At 68.2% G+C, this 18,777-nt stretch carries 15 protein-coding genes; 9 read left to right on the forward strand and 6 right to left on the reverse strand.

The genetic code is table 11. The features are described from left to right. The first annotated feature begins 75 nt into the window (after positions 1-75). The 4 genes from PSR88_RS17990 to PSR88_RS18005 are packed head-to-tail and all read left to right on the forward strand — an operon-like array spanning position 76 to position 5,678. Positions 76-966, forward strand: a complete 891-nt coding sequence (locus PSR88_RS17990; RefSeq protein ID WP_016884790.1) for a hypothetical protein — start codon at positions 76-78, stop codon at positions 964-966. Then, the gene (locus PSR88_RS17995) at positions 966-3,236 is read left to right on the forward strand and encodes a heavy metal translocating P-type ATPase (protein ID WP_016884789.1); all 2,271 of its coding nucleotides are present in this window, start codon (positions 966-968) and stop codon (positions 3,234-3,236) included. The genes PSR88_RS17990 and PSR88_RS17995 overlap by 1 nt, the downstream gene beginning before the upstream one ends. Then, positions 3,233-3,562, forward strand: a complete 330-nt coding sequence (locus PSR88_RS18000; RefSeq protein ID WP_011596160.1) for a metal-sensitive transcriptional regulator — start codon at positions 3,233-3,235, stop codon at positions 3,560-3,562. Before PSR88_RS17995 ends, PSR88_RS18000 begins: the two co-directional genes overlap by 4 nt. Positions 3,563-3,599: 37 nt before the next feature. Beyond that, positions 3,600-5,678 (forward strand): heavy metal translocating P-type ATPase, encoded by a 2,079-nt coding sequence (locus tag PSR88_RS18005; RefSeq protein WP_016884788.1) that lies wholly within the window; start codon positions 3,600-3,602, stop codon positions 5,676-5,678. On the opposite strand, the gene PSR88_RS18010 is transcribed toward PSR88_RS18005, so the two are convergent. The 3 genes from PSR88_RS18010 to PSR88_RS18020 form a co-directional block, all read right to left on the reverse strand. After that, complete coding sequence (locus PSR88_RS18010; protein ID WP_016884787.1) at positions 5,620-7,284, reverse strand: FAD-dependent monooxygenase; 1,665 nt, start codon at positions 7,282-7,284, stop codon at positions 5,620-5,622. The genes PSR88_RS18005 and PSR88_RS18010 overlap by 59 nt on opposite strands. Before the next feature lie 88 nt (positions 7,285-7,372). Further along, on the reverse strand, positions 7,373-8,335 hold the full coding sequence (locus PSR88_RS18015; RefSeq protein WP_011596163.1) for an MBL fold metallo-hydrolase: 963 nt from the start codon (positions 8,333-8,335) through the stop codon (positions 7,373-7,375). 202 nt (positions 8,336-8,537) lie between these two features. Further along, on the reverse strand, positions 8,538-9,593 hold the full coding sequence (locus PSR88_RS18020) for a YeiH family protein (RefSeq protein ID WP_029539756.1): 1,056 nt from the start codon (positions 9,591-9,593) through the stop codon (positions 8,538-8,540). 101 nt (positions 9,594-9,694) lie between these two features. On the opposite strand from PSR88_RS18020, the gene PSR88_RS18025 reads away from it, so the two are divergent. Continuing rightward, the gene (locus tag PSR88_RS18025) at positions 9,695-10,600 is read left to right on the forward strand and encodes a LysR family transcriptional regulator (protein WP_011596165.1); all 906 of its coding nucleotides are present in this window, start codon (positions 9,695-9,697) and stop codon (positions 10,598-10,600) included. 7 nt (positions 10,601-10,607) lie between these two features. On the opposite strand, the gene PSR88_RS18030 is transcribed toward PSR88_RS18025, so the two are convergent. The 3 genes from PSR88_RS18030 to PSR88_RS18040 all read right to left on the reverse strand — a co-directional run bounded on the left by PSR88_RS18030 (position 10,608) and on the right by PSR88_RS18040 (position 13,876). Next, entirely contained in the window at positions 10,608-11,339 is a 732-nt protein-coding gene (locus PSR88_RS18030) for a sulfite exporter TauE/SafE family protein (RefSeq protein WP_016884785.1), read from the reverse strand. Positions 11,340-11,388: 49 nt separating this feature from the next. Continuing rightward, on the reverse strand, positions 11,389-12,417 hold the full coding sequence (locus PSR88_RS18035; RefSeq protein WP_016884784.1) for a phosphotransacetylase: 1,029 nt from the start codon (positions 12,415-12,417) through the stop codon (positions 11,389-11,391). Positions 12,418-12,505: 88 nt separating this feature from the next. Continuing rightward, a complete protein-coding gene (locus PSR88_RS18040) occupies positions 12,506-13,876 on the reverse strand; it encodes an aspartate aminotransferase family protein (RefSeq protein WP_016884783.1) in 1,371 nt (456 codons plus the stop codon). Positions 13,877-14,096: 220 nt separating this feature from the next. Here PSR88_RS18040 and ald point away from each other — a divergent pair, with 220 nt between their 5' ends. The 4 genes from ald to PSR88_RS18060 all read left to right on the forward strand — a co-directional run bounded on the left by ald (position 14,097) and on the right by PSR88_RS18060 (position 18,776). Next, positions 14,097-15,218: an alanine dehydrogenase gene (gene ald, locus PSR88_RS18045; RefSeq protein WP_009476621.1), complete on the forward strand. Its 1,122-nt coding sequence runs from the start codon at positions 14,097-14,099 to the stop codon at positions 15,216-15,218. Positions 15,219-15,321: 103 nt separating this feature from the next. Continuing rightward, positions 15,322-16,791, forward strand: a complete 1,470-nt coding sequence (locus PSR88_RS18050; protein WP_016884782.1) for a PLP-dependent aminotransferase family protein — start codon at positions 15,322-15,324, stop codon at positions 16,789-16,791. 287 nt (positions 16,792-17,078) lie between these two features. Then, complete coding sequence (locus PSR88_RS18055; protein ID WP_016884781.1) at positions 17,079-18,137, forward strand: hypothetical protein; 1,059 nt, start codon at positions 17,079-17,081, stop codon at positions 18,135-18,137. A gap of 90 nt (positions 18,138-18,227) precedes the next feature. Further along, on the forward strand, positions 18,228-18,776 hold the full coding sequence (locus tag PSR88_RS18060; protein ID WP_016884780.1) for a hypothetical protein: 549 nt from the start codon (positions 18,228-18,230) through the stop codon (positions 18,774-18,776). Position 18,777: the final 1 nt, after the last annotated feature.

The following is an 18,777-nucleotide window of genomic DNA, read 5'->3' on the forward strand; positions in this document are numbered from 1 at the left end:
CTCCGACGCGGCCGGCGAAGCCGGCGACTCCAACGCGACCGGCTGAGCCGGCGACTCCACCACAGGAGACCCATCATGAACGCAACCGGCAAGTTCGCCGGATTCACCGTCGGCCTCGTCGTGATCTTCGGCGCCGCGCTCGCACTCGGGTCGGTTGCCGGCCCGGACGTGGCCGAGCCCGCCGCGCACACGGCCGAGGACGACGGGCACGGAGCGGGAGGCCACGATGCCGCCGCCGACCCGACCCCGGGAGGACTGACGCCCACTGCGGACGGCTACACCCTCGAACTCGCATCCGACCAGGTCACCGCCGGTGCCGCGGTCCCGGTGCAGTTCCGGATCACGAACCCCTCGGGGGTACCCGTGACGGACTACACCGTCGAGCACGAGAAACTGCTGCACCTGATCGTCGTCCGCCGGGACCTCGCCGGATTCCAGCACGTGCACCCGACGCTCGACGCTGCCGGAACGTGGAGCGTCCCCCTCGACCTCACCCGCGGCGGCGACTATCGCGTGTTCGCGGACTTCACCACGGCGGGCGGCGAAGGCGTCACCCTGGGCACGGACCTGCGCGTCGCGGGCACCTACGACCCGCAGGAACTGCCGACTCCCGCAGCGACCGCCACCGTGGACGGGTACACCGTCACGCTCGACGGCGCGCTGCGACCGGGAGAGACGTCGAACGTGACCCTCTCGGTGAGCCGCGACGGGCAGCCGGTCACCGATCTGCAGCCCTACCTCGGCGCATACGGTCACCTGGTGGCGCTGCGCACCACCGACCTCGGATACCTGCACGTGCACCCGGACGGACATCCAGGCGACGGCGTCACCGCGGCGGGCCCGGGGATCGACTTCGCCGTCACCGCACCCAGCGCGGGCGACTACCGGCTGTTCCTGGACTTCCAGCACGCCGGCGCCGTCCACACCGCGGAGTTCACCGCCTCCGCCGGACCGGAGGAGAAGTGATGACCCGCGGGACCGACATTGCTGCACCGCCCGATTCCCAGATCGAACTGGCCATCGGCGGGATGACCTGTGCGTCGTGCGCCAACCGCATCGAGCGCAAGCTGAACAAACTGGACGGCGTCACCGCGACCGTCAACTACGCGACGGAGAAGGCCCGCGTCCATTACGACGCCGCCGACGTCTCGCCCGAAGACCTGGTCGCCACGGTCGAGCAGGCCGGGTACACGGCGCGACTGCCCGAGGTGAAGCCCCCGGCCCCGGAGGAAGAGGACCCGGCGGCGGAACTGCGGCAGCGGCTGCTCGCGTCGGCGGTGCTGACGGTGCCCGTCATCGCGATGGCGATGATCCCGGCGCTGCAGTTCACGAACTGGCAGTGGCTCTCGCTCACCCTCGCGGCCCCGGTCGTGGTCTGGGGTGCGTGGCCGTTCCACAAGGCCGCCTGGACGAACCTGCGGCACGGCACCGCGACCATGGACACCCTGGTGTCGATGGGCACACTGGCCGCGTTCGGCTGGTCGCTGTACGCACTGTTCTGGGGCACCGCCGGCATGCCGGGGATGACGCACCCGTTCGAGCTCACGATCGCGCGGGTCGACGGCACCGGCAACATCTATCTGGAGGCCGCGGCCGGCGTCACCACGTTCATCCTCGCCGGCCGCTTCTTCGAGGCCCGCGCCAAACGGCGGGCGGGAGCGGCGCTGCGGGCGCTGCTCGAACTGGGGGCCAAGGAAGTGTCGGTGCTGCGTGATGGCACCGAACAGCTGATCGGCATCGACCAGCTCGACGTCGGCGACCTCTTCGTGGTCCGTCCCGGCGAGAAGATCGCCACCGACGGCGTCGTCGTCGAAGGTTCGTCGGCGGTGGACGCGTCGATGCTGACCGGTGAATCCGTGCCGGTCGAGGTGTCGCCGGACTCCCAGGTGGCGGGTGCGACGGTCAACGTCGGCGGCCGAATCGTGGTTCGCGCCAGCCGGATCGGAGCCGACACGCAGCTCGCGCAGATGGCGTGGATGGTCGAGGACGCGCAGACCGGCAAGGCCGAGGTGCAACGCCTGGCCGACCGAATCTCCGGCATCTTCGTCCCGATCGTGATCGCGTTGTCGGTCGCGACCCTCGGTTTCTGGATCGGCACCGGCGGTTCGATCGCCGCCGCGTTCACCGCAGCGGTCGCCGTCCTGATCATCGCGTGCCCGTGTGCGCTCGGACTCGCCACCCCGACCGCCCTCATGGTGGGCACGGGACGCGGGGCCCAGCTGGGCATCCTGATCAAGGGACCGGAAGTTCTGGAATCGACACGGCGGGTCGACACCGTGGTGGTCGACAAGACCGGAACCGTCACCACCGGCACGATGTCGCTGCACGACGTGGTCGCCGCGGACGGTCAGGACGAGGAGCAGGTGCTCCGGTACGCCGGCGCGCTCGAGGACGCGTCCGAGCACCCCATCGCGCGGGCGATCACCCGCGGCGCGAAGGAGCGGCTGACGACGCTCCCCGCAGTCGAACAGTTCACCAACATCGCCGGGCTCGGCGTCCAGGGCATGATCGACGGACACGCGGTGGTCATCGGCCGCGCGAAACTGCTCCGCGACTGGTCGCTGCAGCTCACCACGGAACTCCAGCGCGTCGTCGACGCGGCGGAATCGGAGGGCAAGACCGCCGTCGGGATCGGCTGGGACGGAAAGGCGCGCGGCGTGCTCGTGGTCGCCGACACCGTGAAGCCGACGTCACGCGAGGCGGTGGCGCAGTTCCGCGAACTGGGCCTCACCCCGATCATGCTCACCGGCGACAACACTTCCGCGGCCCGGGCCATCGCCGCCCAGGTCGGCATCGGCGAAGTCGTCGCGGAGGTACTGCCCCAGGACAAGGTCGACGTGATCAAGCGTCTGCAGGCCGACGGCAAGGTGGTCGCGATGGTCGGCGACGGGGTCAATGACGCCGCCGCCCTCGCACAGGCCGACCTCGGTCTCGCCATGGGAACCGGGACGGACGTGGCCATCGAGGCCAGCGACCTCACGCTGGTACGCGGCGACCTCCGGGCCGCGGCCGACGCGATCCGGTTGTCGCGCAGGACGTTGAGCACGATCAAGGGCAACCTGTTCTGGGCCTTCGCCTACAACGTCGCGGCGTTGCCGCTGGCCGCGGCGGGCCTGCTCAACCCCATGTTGGCGGGTGCCGCCATGGCATTCTCATCGGTGTTCGTCGTGAGCAACAGCCTGCGACTGCGCCGCTTCCAGCCCCTGACCACTCCCACCCGAGGGGAACACTCATGACCGAGCAACCGACCACCACCGACCACGCTGACGAGCACACCACCGGCCACGGGTACATCAGCGCCAAGGACGACTACCTGAAGCGCCTGCGCCGCATCGAGGGCCAGGCGCGGGGTCTGCAGCGGATGGTCGAGGACGAGAAGTACTGCATCGACATCCTCACCCAGGTCTCCGCGATGACCAAGGCGCTGCAGGCCGTGGCGCTGGGTCTGCTCGAAGACCACATCAGCCACTGCGTCGTCGACGCCGCCGTCGCGGGCGGCACCGAGGCCGACGCGAAGATCAAGGAAGCCACCGACGCCATCGCACGACTGGTGCGTTCCTGAAAACCTGACCACGAGAGCAGCTTCCGAGGGAGCAGGCATGTCTCACGATCATCAGCAGCAGGAAGTGGAACAGGTCCGGGACACCGGGCACGCCGGGCACGGTGAGCACGCGGATCGGCATGCCGGTCACGGTGCGCACGGTGAGGTGTTCCGGCAGAAATTCTGGATCAGTCTCGCGCTGTCGGTGCCGGTGGTGGTGTTCAGCCACATGTTCGCCGACCTCCTCGGCTACACCGTCCCCGACTTCCCCGGTGCGTCGTGGATTCCGCCGGTGGTCGGCACCGCCATCTTCTTCTACGGCGGCGCGCCGTTCCTCACCGGCGCGTGGGGTGAGCTGAAATCGCGGCGGCCCGGCATGATGCTGCTGATCGGCATGGCGATCACGGTTGCGTTCCTCGCGTCGTGGGTGACGACCCTGCAGATCGGCGGGTTCAACCTCGACTTCTGGTGGGAGCTGGCGCTTCTCATCGTCATCATGCTCCTCGGACACTGGCTGGAGATGCGGGCGCTGGGGTCGGCGTCCGGTGCCCTCGACGCGCTCGCCGCCCTGCTGCCGGACACCGCCGACAGGGTCACCGACGACGGCATCACCGAGGTGCCCGTCTCCGAACTCGCCACCGGCGACCTCGTGCTGGTGCGGGCCGGTGGCCGCATCCCGGCCGACGGCACCGTCGAGGACGGCCGCGCGGAGGTCGACGAATCGATGATCACCGGCGAATCCAACCCTGTCCCACGGTCGGTCGGCGACACCGTGGTGGCCGGCACGGTCGCCACCGACAGCGCGCTGCGGATCCAGGTGGGCGCGGTGGGGGAGGACACCGCCCTCGCCGGGATCCAGCGACTGGTCGCCGACGCGCAGTCGTCCTCGTCCCGGGCGCAGGCCCTCGCCGACCGCGCCGCGGCATTCCTGTTCTACTTCGCCTCGATTGCAGGGCTTCTCACGTTCGTGGTGTGGTCGCTGCTCGGCAACGTGGACGAGGCCGTGGTGCGGACCGTCACCGTTCTGGTGATCGCCTGCCCGCACGCACTCGGCCTGGCGATACCGCTCGTGATCGCCATCTCCACCGAACGCGCCGCGAAGGCCGGTGTCCTGGTGAAGGACCGGCTGGCGCTCGAACGCATGCGCAACGTCGACGTCGTCCTGTTCGACAAGACCGGCACCCTCACCCAGGGCAGACACGTCGTCACCGGCGTCGTCACCACCGCGGGTGTCACCGAGGCCGAACTGCTCGCGCTTGCCGGCGCCGTGGAGGCCGACAGCGAGCACCCGGTCGCCCGGGCCATCGTCGCCGAGGCCGGCGCGAATGTGCCCGGGGACGAGCGGCGAACCGCGTCCGACTTCCGGTCACTGCCCGGACGGGGGGTGCGCGCGAACGTCGACGGCACACCCGTCGAGGTCGGGGGTCCGGCGATGCTCACCGAACTGAACGTCACTGTTCCCGACGACGTTGCCGCGCAGACGACACGGTGGGTCGAACGCGGCGCCTCGGTCCTGCACGTGGTCCGCGACGGGCGGGTGCTCGGGGCGCTGGCGCTCGAGGACGCCGTCCGCGAGGAGTCGAGGCAGGCGATCGACGCCCTGCACGCGCGCGGCGTGAAGGTCGCGATGATCACCGGAGACGCCCGTCAGGTGGCCGACGCCGTCGCCGCCGACCTCGGGATCGACGAAGCGTTCGCCGACGTGCTGCCGGAGAACAAGGACGCCGAGGTCGCCGCACTCCAGGCACGCGGTCACCGCGTCGCGATGGTCGGCGACGGCGTCAACGACGCGCCCGCACTCGCCCGCGCCGACGTCGGCGTCGCGATCGGCGCCGGCACCGACGTCGCCATCGAATCGGCGGGTGTCGTCCTCGCCGCCGACGACCCCCGCGCCGTGCTCTCGATCATCGACCTGTCGCAGGCCAGCTACCGCAAGATGTGGCAGAACCTGGTGTGGGCCACCGGATACAACGTCATCGCCGTCCCCCTGGCCGCCGGGGTCCTCGCGTTCGCCGGGGTCGCGATCTCACCCGCGGTCGCGGCGATCCTGATGTCCGTCTCCACCATCGTCGTCGCCCTCAACGCGCAGCTGCTGCGCCGACTCGATCTGGATCCGGAACGGCTGGCGCGGAAGTGATCACGGTGACGACGGGTTCGGTGATTCGGTGGAGCGCGGACACCAGCCCGCCGACTGTGTCGGTGACCGCCGCGATGTAGGCGTCGGGGCGGATGACCCAGACCTCGCCGGGCTTCGCGTCCAACGTGGCGGTGAGGACGCCGGTGGTGTCGATCTCCGACAGCCGGACGAGGCGGATCGGCGTGTGCACCGCTGCGAGGGCCGCGCTGCGGATCACGTCGACGTCCACACCCTCACCCGCGAGAAGCAGGATGCCGTGCCGGGCGATGGCGCGGAGCCGGCTGCCGTCACCGCCGCGCAACGTCACCGGGGTATCGGGCAGGAGGATTCCCGGCGCGGCGGCCGGGGTGCGGCCTCGCTCGGGGCGCCCCGCGAACGGCCGTTCCGGATCGATTGTGGTCAAGGGGGATTCGATGTACCAGAACGGCTCGGCGAGGCGGCCGCTGTCGACGTGTGCCCGGGCCTGCGGGTCGGTGAGCGCCGCGGTGAGCACGTCGCGCCGGTGCCGGTGCTGGTGTTCGGACTGCGGGACGAGGAAATCCATCGTCGCCGTGGTGACCGCGATGTTCTCGACGGCCGCCGCGTGCCGCTCGGTGTGATACGTCTCGAGCAGCGACTCGTCGGCCCAGCCCCGCAGGACGAACGCGAGCTTCCACGCGGCGTTCTCGGCGTCGGCGACACCGGAATTCAGGCCTCGCGCCCCGAACGGCGACACGATGTGCGCGGCGTCCCCGGCCAGCAGCACCCGGTCGACGCGCATCCGGTTCGCGACCCGGGAGTGAAAGCGGTACACCGATTTCCACACGATCCGGTAGTCGGTGTCGCCGATGATCTTCCGGATCCGCGCGTCCAGCGCACCCGACTCCTCCTCGGTCTCGAGGTCGTACTCGCCGGGCACCTGCCAGTCGATGCGGAACGTCGAGTCCGGGCACGGGTGGATGAGCACCTGCCTGCCCGGGTTCCACTCCGGGTCGAAGTAGAAGCGGCGCTCGTCGGCCCAGCCCGGAATGTCGGCGGCGATGTCGCAGATCAGGAACTTGTCGTCGAACGAACGACCGTCGAACGTGACACCCAGCTGCCGCCGGATCGCGCTGCCCCGCGACCCCACGGCCACCACCGCGTAGTCCGACGTGACGGTCTTCTCCCCGGAGCCGGTGCGGCAGGTGACGGTCACGCCGGTGTCGTCCTGATCCACCGACGTGGCCTCGTATCCCCACCGGACGTCGATCGACGGCGTGGCCGCGATCCGCTCGTCGAGCAGTTCCTCGGTCCGCGCCTGGGAGATGTTGACGAACGGCGGGAACGACGAGACGCCGCGGTCGACGAACGTCTGCGCGAACAGTTCGTGGTCGCGGTGGAAGGTGCGGGCGCACCCCCACGTCACGCCCTCGTCGGCCAGCCGCCTGCCGACGCCGATCGCGTCCCACACCTCGAGGACGTCCCGCTGCTGGCAGATGGCCTTCGATCCGATCGGGTCACGCTCGGCCCGTGCGTCGAGCAACGTCACCGGTATTCCCCAGCGCGCCAACAGCAACGCCGTCGTCTGCCCCACCGGGCCGTTGCCCACGACGGTGACCGTGCCGCCGCGGGTGTGTCGTCTTCCCATGATCCTCGCCTTGTCAGTGTGAAACGGTGACGGACGTCAACCCTGTGAAACGGTGACGGACGTCAGCCCTGTGAAACGGTGACGGACGTCAGCCCTGCAACTGGTCCCAGACCTCGCGGTCACGCTCGGCGGTCCAGATGACGGGCCGCTCGATGCCCGACAGTTCGTCCCACACGCGGGAGACGTCGAAGGGGAGGCAGTGTTCGAAGATCGGCCAGTGCCCGTACTGCTCGTTCAGTGCGGCGTGGGTGGCTTCGAACGCCTCCTTGAGGGTGCCACCGCGCTGCTGGACGGCACCGACCTCGGCCAGCATGACCTCGATGAAGTGGCGGGTCTGCTCGATCGCGGCGTCGACGGCCTCCCGACCGTGGGAGACGGCGCCGCGTCCGCCGATCAGGACCTCAGCGCCGAGCTCCTTGATCCGGTCGAGGGTGCCGGTGGACCAGTCGCGGTGGAAGGCGTCACCGGTGTAGAGCGCGGCCTGAGCCTCCACGAGGTCGCCGGCGAAGAGGATCTTCTGCTTCGGCAGCCACGCGGTGATGTCGCCCTCGGTGTGTCCGCGGCCGAAGTGCTGGAGAACCAGGTCGCCGCGTCCGCCCCCGAGGTCGATGGTGAGCTTGTCGGCGAACGTCAGGGTGGGCCACGTCAGTCCGGGCACCGAGTCGGCCGCTTTGGCCAGGCGCGGCATGCGTCCGAATTCGCTTGCCCAGTCTTCTTTTCCACGCTCCTCGATGAGCGCGCGGGTGGTCTCGTGCGAGACGATGGTCTCGGCGTCGAACGCGGCCGCACCGAGAACGCGGACGGCGTGGTAGTGCGAGAGCACCAGGTACCGGACCGGCTTGTCGGTGTGCTCGCGTAGCTTGCGCAGCCAGTCCTGGGCGGCCACCGGGGTGGCGAGCGCCTCGAAGCAGACGACGAAGTCCTCGCCCTCGATGGCGCCGATGTTGGGATCCCCCTCGGCGGTGAGGGCGTACACGCCGTCGGCGAGGACCTCGAGGGTCTGTTCCTTCTCACCGAGGTCGGCCGACGAAGCGAAGCTCGTGGGGCTCATGCGATCCACCTAACTAATCAAAGGTTTGATTGATGGTGGACACAGTAACCCGGATCACAAAATAATGAAAGCCTTGATCAAAAATTGGCCCCTGGACTCCGCGCCCCGACCGAACCAACGGGACGCTCGTTCGATCTGACGCAACGAGCGTCCCGTTCGTCGCGGAGGGGGGCGATCGGGGGGCGACAGGGGTGGGTCGGCATCACCCCGCGAGCAGTACGCCGACCAGGGCGATCGATGCCACCCAGACGGTGGAGATGCCTGCGAGCACGAAGGGTCGTGCGCCGACCTTCTTGATCGTGGCGATCTGGACGCCGGCACCGAGGGCGAACATCGCGGCGGTGAGGAGACCGGTCTGCACGATCTTGGCGTCGGCGAGCAGGCCCTCGGGCAGCAGGCCGGACGATCGCAGGCCGACGCAGACGAGGAACGCGAGGACGAAGAGCGGGACGAGCGGGGGCCGCTTCACGTCGGCGTCGGTGCCGGCGAGCTTGCGCTGGCGCACGCTGAGGACGGCCATGACCGGGGCGAGCATGAGGACTCGCGCGAGTTTGACGACCGCGGCGACGCCGAGGGCGGCACCGCCGATCGCGCCGCCCGCGGCGACGACCTGCGCGACCTCGTGGATGGAGCCGCCCGCCCACAGGCCGGCGTCGGTGTCGGAGAGTCCCAGCGCCCGCGACAGCAGCGGGATCGCGGGGATCATGAGCGTGCCGAAGATGACGACGAGCGCGACCGCGGTGATCACCTCTTCCTCGTCGGCGTCGACGACACCGTCCACCGCCGCGACGGCGGCCGCACCGCAGATCGAGAATCCGCAGGCGATGAGCAGGCGCTGGGTCCAGCTGAGGCCGAGCAGCTTGCCCACGAACATCGTTCCCACGATGCCGAGACAGACGATCGAGACGACCACGACAATGACGCCCCAGCCCAGTCCGAGGATGTCGCTCAGCATCAACTGGAGTCCGAGGAGGGCGATGCCCACCCGCAACAGCTTCTTGGCAGAGAACTGCAGTCCTGGGCGCAGGCGTTCGGGCAGATGCACGACGTTCGACAGAACGGCACCGAGCACGATGGCGATGAGCAGCGGGCTCACCGTCGGAAGGAACCGGCCGACACCCATGGCGACGGCGGTGGCGACGGCGCACAGCACCAGACCCGGCAGGAGAGCGGCCGTGGCGGTCTGCAGTCGCGGCAGCGTTGCCGGGCTCTCGACGCGCCGTTCCTCGGACTTCGATTCGCTCAGTTGACTACTCATGGATCCACGGTCCGTCACCGCGGCCGTCTCCGGTAGCCGTCATCTCGACATACACATATATCAATGTGATATGTCTTGCGCCGGGGTCATATACTCGATGCATGTCCCGCAGATGGCCCGAGTTCCCCGTTCTCGAGTTGCTCGTGGGCGTCGACGACCACGGAAGCCTCAGCGCTGCCGCCAGACTCGCCGGAATGGCGCAGCCGAATGCGAGTCGCGCCATCAAGCAACTCGAGCGCCAGTTCGGCATGACACTGCTGCAGCGCAGCCCGACGGGCTCGATACTGACACCGCAGGGAACCGTGATCGCGCACTGGGCGCGCCGGGTGCTCTCCGACACGCGCCGGCTGCTCGACGTCGCCGAGGGATTGCGCGCGGAACGCGCCGCCGAGTTGACGGTGGGCGCGAGCATGACAGTCGCGGAACACCTGATGCCGGGGTGGCTGGGGCAGTTTCGCCGTTTGCACTCCGACGTAACCATTCACCTGCAGGTACACAACTCGACTCAGGTGTTCGAGCGGATCGACAGCAGGATCTGCGACGTCGGGTTCGTCGAATCGCCGACGGTACCCCGACCGTTGAAGAGTCTCACGGTCGCGCGTGACCGGCTGGTCGTCGTCGTTCACCCCACCCATCCGTGGGCACGGCGACGGAAGGCGCTGTCCGTCGCCGAGTTGGCGCTGACACCGCTCCTGGCCCGCGAGCCGGGATCCGGAACGCGGACCACCCTCGACGTGGCATTGCAGGAATACGACCGGGCGGCACCGCTTCTCGAGCTGGGCAGCGCCGCCGCGATTCGCACCAGCGTGCTGGCCGGGGTCGGTCCCGCGGTGATGAGCACCCTGGCGGTGGCGGAGCAGGTCGGCGCCGGAGAGCTGAAGGTGATCGACGTCGACGGTCTCGAACTCGACAGGGTGCTGCGCGCCGTGTGGCGGGGCGCGCGTCAGCTCGACGGTCCCGCAGGCGAACTGGTGCGTCTGGTCCGCCGGGTCGGTGCCGAACCGTGAGCAGCTGTCACCCGAGAATGCAGGTCGCCGCACCGGCGGCGATCACCAGTGCGATGACCGCGGAACGGAACACCCCCGGCGGAAGTCGGCGGGCGATCGCCAGCCCGATGACGTTGCCGATCAGCGCGGCCCCGACGAAGACCGGGAGTCGCGGCCAGAACATCGATTCCGTGATTTCGTCGTGGAACCACAGTACCGCGAGCGCCATCACGTTCGCGACGATGAAATAGCCTGCGAGATCGGCAATGAAGGCCATCGGTGGCAACCGCGCGCGCATCAGCAACAGGACCGGTGGCGGTCCGTTGAGCGACGTCGTCGTTCCGAGGTACCCACCCACGGAACCGGTGAGGACGTGCGCGGTCGTGGAGGGCGCACGTGTGGCTTCCGCCCGGTTGGGGAGCGCCATCGCAAGCCCGCACAACATCACCACGACTCCCGCTGCCGGCTTCAGATACTGCTCCGGCAGCGAACCGAGCGTGACCGCGCCCAGCCAGGCGCCGGGCAGGCTGCCACCGCCGAGCAGCGCCACCCGTCCCCACGTGATGTGTTCTCGCAACTGATACGCGGCGCCGATCCGCGTGATCAGGCCCGCCACCAGATTGACGAATACCACTTCGGGAACGGCGAATCCGACCATCAGCATCACCGGCGTCGCGATCAGTGCCGTCCCGAACCCGGTGGCGCCGCCGATGACCGACGCGATGCCGATACACAGGGCACCGATGAGGAGCATCGTCATCGCGGCTTCCTTCCCGATCCGGTGGCACGTTCCCGTGCAGGTCTGATATTCAGGTGGCCAAGGATTGGACTGCGCTCACCAGAGCCATCAGTTCGATGTCGCTGCCGGTGCACCCGCGGGACAGGTCGTTCCACGGTGCGGCCAAGCCTTGCAGGATGGGACCCAAGGCTATTGCACCACCGAGCCGCTGAGCAATCTTGTACCCGATGTTGCCGGCATCGAGATTGGGGAAGACCAACACGTTCGCCCGGCCGGCGACCCGTGAACCGGGCGCCTTGGACGCGCCGATCTCGGCGACCAGCGCGGCATCGAATTGCAGGTCACCGTCCACGTGCAACTGCGGGTCCCGGACGCGCACCAGTTCCGCGGCCTCGCGGACCTTCTCCACTCGCGGGTGGCTGGCGCTGCCCTGGGTGCTGAACGACAGCATCGCCGCGATCGGCGTCTGCTCGGTGAGCTGGAAGTGGGTGGCGCTGGCGGCCAGCGCGATCTCGACCAGTTCCTCGACCGTGGGGTCGGGTACGACGGCGCAGTCGGAGAACGTCAACTGCCTGCCGTCCGACAGCAACATCAGGAACGAGCTCGACAGGATGCTCGAACCCGGCGCGAGACCGACGATGCGCAGTCCGGCCCGCAGCACGTCGGACGTCGGCCTGCTCGCACCCGCGACGCAGGCGTCGACCACTCCGGCGCGCAGTGCCGCTGCGGCGAGGCACACCGGGTCGGACAGCGCCGACTCGATCCGGTCGGGGTACCTGGCGAATCCCGATTCGACGGCGTCACGGATCGCGGGGTCGGCGGCCGCCTCGGCGAGGTCGACGACGAGTTCCTCGGCCAGTGGGATACCCGCGGCCTCGGCGATGCGCCGGATGACGTCCCGCCGCCCGAACAGCCGCGGGGAGACGACACATTTGTGGTGCAGATGGTGGGCCGCACGTATCGCGCGCTCGTCTTCTCCGTCCGCCAGACCGACGATGCGGTTCTCCCCGCGCAGGGTGGCGATCCAGTGGTCGATCAGCGACGAATCATTCAGTCGTGCAGCGTCGGTGGGTGGTACAGCGGTGACGCCCGGGGCCATGGCCTCGCTCTCCCATCACTACGAAGAAGGGTGGCGGTCGTCGATCTCGACGACCGCCACCCGCTGGAACTCGGGGAAGGTACCGTTCCTACGGCTGGATTGCCTTTTCGATGTCGGTGAGCATGCTGTCGATGCCGTGGAGCAGTTCCGAGAGCACCTCGTCGTCGGCGACGAGGGGCGGCGAGATCATCAGCATCGTGGCACCCCGGTCGTCGCCGCGGAGAATCACCTTGGTGCGGGCGAACGCCTCCGGCAGTACCTTGCGCAACACCGTCAGCGATTCCTGCTCGGTGAACTCGCGGCCGCTGTCGCTGTCGGCCATCAATTCGATCGCGTAGAAGAATCCGGTGCCGCGCACGTCCTTGACGCAGCGGTGCGCGCTCATCAGCGAGTCGAGTGCCGACTTCAACTTCGGGCCGCGCGCGGTGACGTTGCCCAGCACGTTCTCGTCGCGCATCGCGGTGATGTTCGCGACCGCCACCGCCGTCGACACCGGGTGCCCGCCCCACGTCGCGCCGTGGGTGAACACGCCGCCCTTGGGCGAATCGTAGAGCTCGCGAACCAGCTGCTCACGCACGATCAGGCCGCCGAGCGGGGCGTATCCGGACGTGGAGCCCTTCGCGAACGTGATCATGTCGGGCACCACACCGGTGAGCCCGTGCCCGAACCAGTGCCCGAGGCGGCCGAACGAGCAGATCACCTCGTCGGAGACCAGCAGGATCCCGTGCTTGTCGCACAGCGCGCGCAGCGCAGACCAGTATCCGTCCGGCGGAACCAGGGCGCCGCGCCCGTTCTGAACCGGCTCGGCGAACACGGCGGCGATGGTGTCGGCACCCTCTTCCTCGATGACGGCTTCGATCGCGGCGATGCAGTCGAGCTCGTTCGCCGGGCCGCAGTCGCCGAGGTAACCGAGGGTGTTGGGCACGGAACGAACCCCGGGCAGCAGCGGGCCGAACGGGTCTTTGATCTTGGGCAGCTGAGTTACCGAGAGCGCGCCGAGAGTGGTTCCGTGGTACGCCATCTCGCGGCTGATGATCTTGGTTCGCTGAGGGTTGCCCTGGCTGCGGTGGTACTGCCGGGCGAACTTCACGGCCGTCTCCACGGCCTCGGATCCCGAGTTGACGAAGAAGGTCGTCCCGAGGTCGCCGGGTGCCAGGTCGGCGATGAGCGCGGACGCCTCGATCGCGGGGATGTGGGCGCTGCCCCAGTTGGAGGCGTAGGCGAGCGTCCCGATCTGCTCGCTCGCCGCCTTGGCGATGTCGTCGCGGCCGTGACCGATGTTCACGCAGAACAGGCCTGCCAGACCGTCGAGGAAACGGTCCCCCTCGGTGTCGATCAGATAGCTTCCCTCGCCACGAACGAACACCGGAAAGTCGCTTTCCCAGGTGTCCTTACGGGTGAAATGAGGTCCGAGGTGCCGGCGGGCCCGTGCTCGCAATTCGGTGACGTCCACGACCATCTCCTTTGTTGTCGAATGGCTGTGATCCACAACATACCGACGGCGCAGACTGCAGGTCAGGGCCAGAAGAGCGGTATTCGATGGGTCCAGTCTGGTCCCCGTAGACGGCGCTCAACTGGTCCTTCTGGTCCCATGCCAGAGTGATCCAGACTTCGGTATCGCTCGGGCACCACGACGTGTGGTCGGAGCGGCGAACAGCCCCAGCTAACGGAGGTCTCAGATGAGGATCGGTATCCCCAAGGAAGTCAAGAACCACGAGTACCGGGTGGCGGCCACTCCCGCCGGCGTCCACGAAATGGTCGCCCACGGGCACGACGTGTTCGTGGAACGCGGTGCGGGGGAGGGCTCGTCGATCGGCGACGACGCCTATGGTGCCGCCGGCGCGAAGATCCTCGACTCCGCCGATGCGGTGTGGCAGAGCGCGGAACTGCTGCTCAAGGTCAAGGAGCCCATCGCGGAGGAATACCACCGGATGCGTTCGGACCTCACGTTGTTCACGTACCTGCACCTCGCTGCGGGTGAGGAGTGCACCCGGGCACTGCTCGCCGCAGGCACCAATTCCGTTGCATACGAGACCGTTCAGCTTCCCGACGGTTCACTGCCGCTGCTGTTCCCGATGAGCGAGGTCGCCGGCAGGCTCGCACCGCTCGTCGGTGCGCAAGCACTCATGCGCCCGGAGGGTGGCCGCGGCGTACTGATCGGCGGTGTATCCGGTGTGTCCCCGGCTCGCGTCGTCGTGATCGGTGCCGGCGTCTCGGGCATGAACGCCGTCGCCGTCGCCGCAGGCACCTGGGCCGATGTGGTCCTGTTCGACAAGAACGTCGACAAGCTGCGCGCCGCCGACCGGATGTACCAGGGCCGGATCCGCACCCTCGCCGCGAACGCCTACTCGATCGAGCAGGAGGTCATGCAGGCCGACCTCGTCATCGGTGCCGTGCTCGTCCCGGGCGCCAAGGCACCGAAGATCATCTCGAACTCGCTGGTCTCGCGGATGAAGCCGGGCAGCGTCCTCGTCGACATCGCGATCGACCAGGGTGGTTGCTTCGAGGATTCGCGTCCCACCACCCACGCGGAGCCCACGTTCAAGGTTCACGACTCGGTGTTCTACTGCGTGGCGAACATGCCGGGAGCGGTGCCTCACACGTCGACGTACGCACTCACCAACGTGACCTTGCCGTACACCCTGCAGATCGCCGAGAAGGGCCTCGCCCGCGCTGCCAGGGAGAATGCCGCACTCCGCGCCGGTGTCAGCACCGTCGCCGGGCGCCTGACGAACGATGCCGTCGGCGCCGCACTGGGGATCGAGTCGGTCAGCGTCGACGACGCGCTCAACCTGGTTTGATTTCGCCGCCGGCCCGGCATACTGAGAAGTGCTCGTTCGAGAACTTCTCGGCGTGCCGGGTCGGCCTACATCTGGCCACTCTTGGATCCACAGGAGGCGATGCGTGCCGAGAACACTGATCGAGGTCGACCGCAACTCCGCCGAACCGCTCTACCGCCAGGTTCGACGGGCGATCGAACACGGCATCGCCAACGGACTGTTCGATCCACGCCACCGCCTTCCGAGTTCGCGGGAACTCGCGGTCGATCTGGCGATCTCACGGAACACGATCAACCTGGCGTATCAGGAACTGATCGCCGAGGGACTCGTTCAAAGCCACCAGCGCTCGGGCATGTTCGTCAATCCCGACATGATCGAGACGCTGGCATCGGACGCCCGCGCGACCATTCCGCGCATCGACTGGTCGTCCCGTATCCGGCGTTACCCCGACGCCGACGTCCCGCACATCGAGAAGAACGTCGACTGGCACAGCTACCCGTACCCGTTCCTGGCCGGGCAGATCGACATCCGCAGTTTCCCCGCCCGCGCATGGGTGCGGTGTCTCCGCGACGCGCTGTACCAACCCCACGCCTACGCGAGCCTCCAGGACAGTGTCGGTGCGGACGACCCGATGCTGATCGACATGATCCGCCAGCATCTGCTGCCCTCGCGCGGCATCGAGGCGAGTGCGGACGAAGTTCTGGTGACGGTCGGTTCCCAGCAGGGGCTGGACCTCGTCGGCCGGGTGCTGCTCGGACCCGAGGATCGGGTTGCCATCGAAAACCCCGGCTATCTCGATGCGCGACACATCTTCCTGCGCACCGGCGCCCAGGTGTACGGCATCGACGTCGACGATCGCGGCCTGCGCCCGCCGGAGACTCTCCGCGGCACGGACCTGATGTATCTGACGCCGAGCCATCACCATCCGACCAACGCGACGCTCGGCATCGACCGTCGTCAGCGTCTGCTGCAGCTCGCCGCGGAGTCCGGCACCGTGATCGTGGAGGACGACTACGACAGCGAGTTCCGCTATCACGGCAGTCCCAGCCCGGCGCTGAAGGCGCTCGATTCCAGTGGCGACGCCGTGTATCTCGGCACGTTCTCGAAGTTCCTGGCCCCGGGCCTGCGTCTGGGCTACCTCGTCGGGCCCGCGGACCTGGTGCGCGAACTGCGGAAGGCCCGGCGGTACGTGCTCCGACATCCACCGGGTCACCAGCAACGGGCCCTGGCCATGCTCATCGACAGCGGGGAGTACCACCGCGCGCTGCGCCACCACCGCACCCAGATGAAACACAAATGGGAGCGGCTGTGCGCGGCCGTCGACAAGTACCTCCCGTGGCCACAGGAGCCGTATCCGCCCGGTGGCGTCAGCTTGTGGATGACCGGCCCGGAGAACCTCGACTGCCGGGTGCTCGTGCGCGAGGCGGAGGCCCGCGGTGTGCTCATCGAACGGGGCGACATCTTCTTCACACAACCGGTCCCGCCCCGCAACCACTTCCGCATCGGCTACGGCGCGATCCCGCTGCGTTCCATCGAAGAAGGCATCGCGCTCCTCGGCCAGGCGTGCCAGGCGAGTTTCCGCTTTGGCAGGTAGACCCGACAACACCCGCGCCCCGGCCGCACCTGCAGGACGTCCTTGCCCCGATCGCGGGGATGGCCCGGTGGCAGGCCAGTCCGGTTTCGTGGCGGGGTGGTCGGTGCCAGTCGGCTGCACGCACACTGCCGCCCAGACGGCGGCCTGTTCGGCCGGCTTCCTCGCAGCCGCAGTGGCCCACGGCCCGCGGTGAGAACGTATTCGGAGGCGCGTCGGCTCGGGGACTCTAGGGTGGTCAGCACATGACTACCGCAGAAGCATTGTTGGCCGGCCCACGTGGGCGTCGGATGCTCCTCGCCTACGCGAGAGACGCCGAACGAACTCTGCACTCCGAGTTCCGCAGTGACTTGTTCGATCACGCCGTATTTCTGGCGTCGTATCACCTCGAGTCCGGTCGGGAAGGTGCACGCGTGCTGTTCGGGCCCGGCGCTGAAGAGGCTCGGCGGACCGTCCTCACTGCAGACGATGTGGCGCACCGCCTGTCCCAGGTTCCGCTGCCCGAGGTGACGGCGGTTGCACTCCGTTCGGCCCTCGCCGACGCGGTGGACGCGGCGCGCTACTGGCAGGACCCGGACGGCGAAGATATCCTCGTCGCCGCCGAGCCGGTGCGCCGTGAGCTTCGACGGGTCGCCGAGCACATCGCACGATCCCCGCATACGCAGTGGTGGACGACGCCCGCTGCGACCGATCAGTGGTCGGTGGGCTGGAGTGAGGACGGTACGGATCCCGTTGACTCCACTACCGCAGAACTGTTGCGTGACTACCGTGATCGGACTGCCGCGGAGGAAGTGCGAGCAGAACGCGATCGTCCGGCGGATCCGTCGGCGAACTGGTCCGGCTGGTGGTGGTCGACTCCACCTACACGGTGTTCGTCCCGGCCGCTGTTCGACGGGACCCCGGCCGGCTTGTGGTTCGTCGAGGACAGCATGGGATGGGAGCGCGCCGTCACGCGACGAATGAACGTTCCCGCCAGCGCTCGCGTGTACGAGGTCGACGGTGCGCAGGCGTGGGCAGAACTGTGCAGACAGTTCTCCGTCGAGGTCACCGCGCAGAAACGACACGATTGGTACCGCACCACCGGACGTTCAGGACGATGGGTCATTCCGGACTGGCCGCGGCTCTCCGAACGGTACGAGGGCGTACATTTCACCGTGGCGGGATACCTCGCCGCGGCGGGCACCGCGATCACCGTCGACGCCGACACCGCGAGTGTCATCGCGGGATGGGCGCCCGACGACACCTACTGGCTCACCGATACCGTCAACCTCGACAGCGCCGACTCCCGAACCTGGGTGTGCGACACCAGTGGAAGACATCCTTCCTGGGTCGAAGAAGCGCACCGCTGAGGACTGCTGGCCCCTGTGCCGCAAGCGGATCCGCGAACGCGATGCCGGCGGACAGGCGGCACGCGACACTCAGTCCGGCATGATTGGGGGATGCCGGTGCTGATACGTCTCGGGTGGGTCGCTCTCGCTTCACTTTCAGCGGCGGTGTCGGCGGATTGGGCGCTCGGTCCGATGCTGTGGACCACCGAATGTCAGCTCGGCGAATTTCGGACTGAACTCATCGCCAGTTGGGACGAGTGCATTTCCTCAACGCTGTCGGATTACGGCAACACGCTGCTACTCGTCCTCGCCGTTCCGATCCTGCTCTGCTTGATTCCTGCCGTGCTCCCCCGTCTCGTCGTGGCTCGGACAGTTGTGACAGTTCTGGCAGCTATGAACGTGTTGTCGATCTTGAACTCTTTCAACGTGCTGCCAGGAAACAGCGACAGTGTCTATTGGTTCGCAACAGACGGCATCCCCATCACGATTGGCGCGACGATGAATCCGACCTCGGCTACTGGAGCATCGAACTCGTCAAGCGTGCTCCCGATCACGCTGCGTGCATCTGCGGCTGCGGTGGCCGTGAGCACCAACCATGAGTCTGTCGGCAAACTCCCCTCTGGATCCGGTGGAGCGGATCGTCGAACGCTCAGCCGCTGAA

Source organism: Rhodococcus sp. DK176 (genome assembly GCF_038447315.2).
Lineage (GTDB): Bacteria > Actinomycetota > Actinomycetes > Mycobacteriales > Mycobacteriaceae > Rhodococcus_F > Rhodococcus_F jostii_A.

What these genes read in the sequence shown, in the direction of transcription:
- PSR88_RS17990 (WP_016884790.1), top strand. Translation starts at nt 76, where the DNA reads ATGAACGCAACCGGCAAGTTCGCCGGATTCACCGTCGGCCTCGTCGTG.
- PSR88_RS17995 (WP_016884789.1), top strand. Translation starts at nt 966, where the DNA reads ATGACCCGCGGGACCGACATTGCTGCACCGCCCGATTCCCAGATCGAA.
- PSR88_RS18000 (WP_011596160.1), top strand. Translation starts at nt 3,233, where the DNA reads ATGACCGAGCAACCGACCACCACCGACCACGCTGACGAGCACACCACC.
- PSR88_RS18005 (WP_016884788.1), top strand. Translation starts at nt 3,600, where the DNA reads ATGTCTCACGATCATCAGCAGCAGGAAGTGGAACAGGTCCGGGACACC.
- PSR88_RS18010 (WP_016884787.1), bottom strand. Translation starts at nt 7,284, where the DNA reads ATGGGAAGACGACACACCCGCGGCGGCACGGTCACCGTCGTGGGCAAC.
- PSR88_RS18015 (WP_011596163.1), bottom strand. Translation starts at nt 8,335, where the DNA reads ATGAGCCCCACGAGCTTCGCTTCGTCGGCCGACCTCGGTGAGAAGGAA.
- PSR88_RS18020 (WP_029539756.1), bottom strand. Translation starts at nt 9,593, where the DNA reads ATGAGTAGTCAACTGAGCGAATCGAAGTCCGAGGAACGGCGCGTCGAG.
- PSR88_RS18025 (WP_011596165.1), top strand. Translation starts at nt 9,695, where the DNA reads ATGTCCCGCAGATGGCCCGAGTTCCCCGTTCTCGAGTTGCTCGTGGGC.
- PSR88_RS18030 (WP_016884785.1), bottom strand. Translation starts at nt 11,339, where the DNA reads ATGACGATGCTCCTCATCGGTGCCCTGTGTATCGGCATCGCGTCGGTC.
- PSR88_RS18035 (WP_016884784.1), bottom strand. Translation starts at nt 12,417, where the DNA reads ATGGCCCCGGGCGTCACCGCTGTACCACCCACCGACGCTGCACGACTG.
- PSR88_RS18040 (WP_016884783.1), bottom strand. Translation starts at nt 13,876, where the DNA reads ATGGTCGTGGACGTCACCGAATTGCGAGCACGGGCCCGCCGGCACCTC.
- ald (WP_009476621.1), top strand. Translation starts at nt 14,097, where the DNA reads ATGAGGATCGGTATCCCCAAGGAAGTCAAGAACCACGAGTACCGGGTG.
- PSR88_RS18055 (WP_016884781.1), top strand. Translation starts at nt 17,079, where the DNA reads ATGCTCCTCGCCTACGCGAGAGACGCCGAACGAACTCTGCACTCCGAG.
- PSR88_RS18060 (WP_016884780.1), top strand. Translation starts at nt 18,228, where the DNA reads ATGCCGGTGCTGATACGTCTCGGGTGGGTCGCTCTCGCTTCACTTTCA.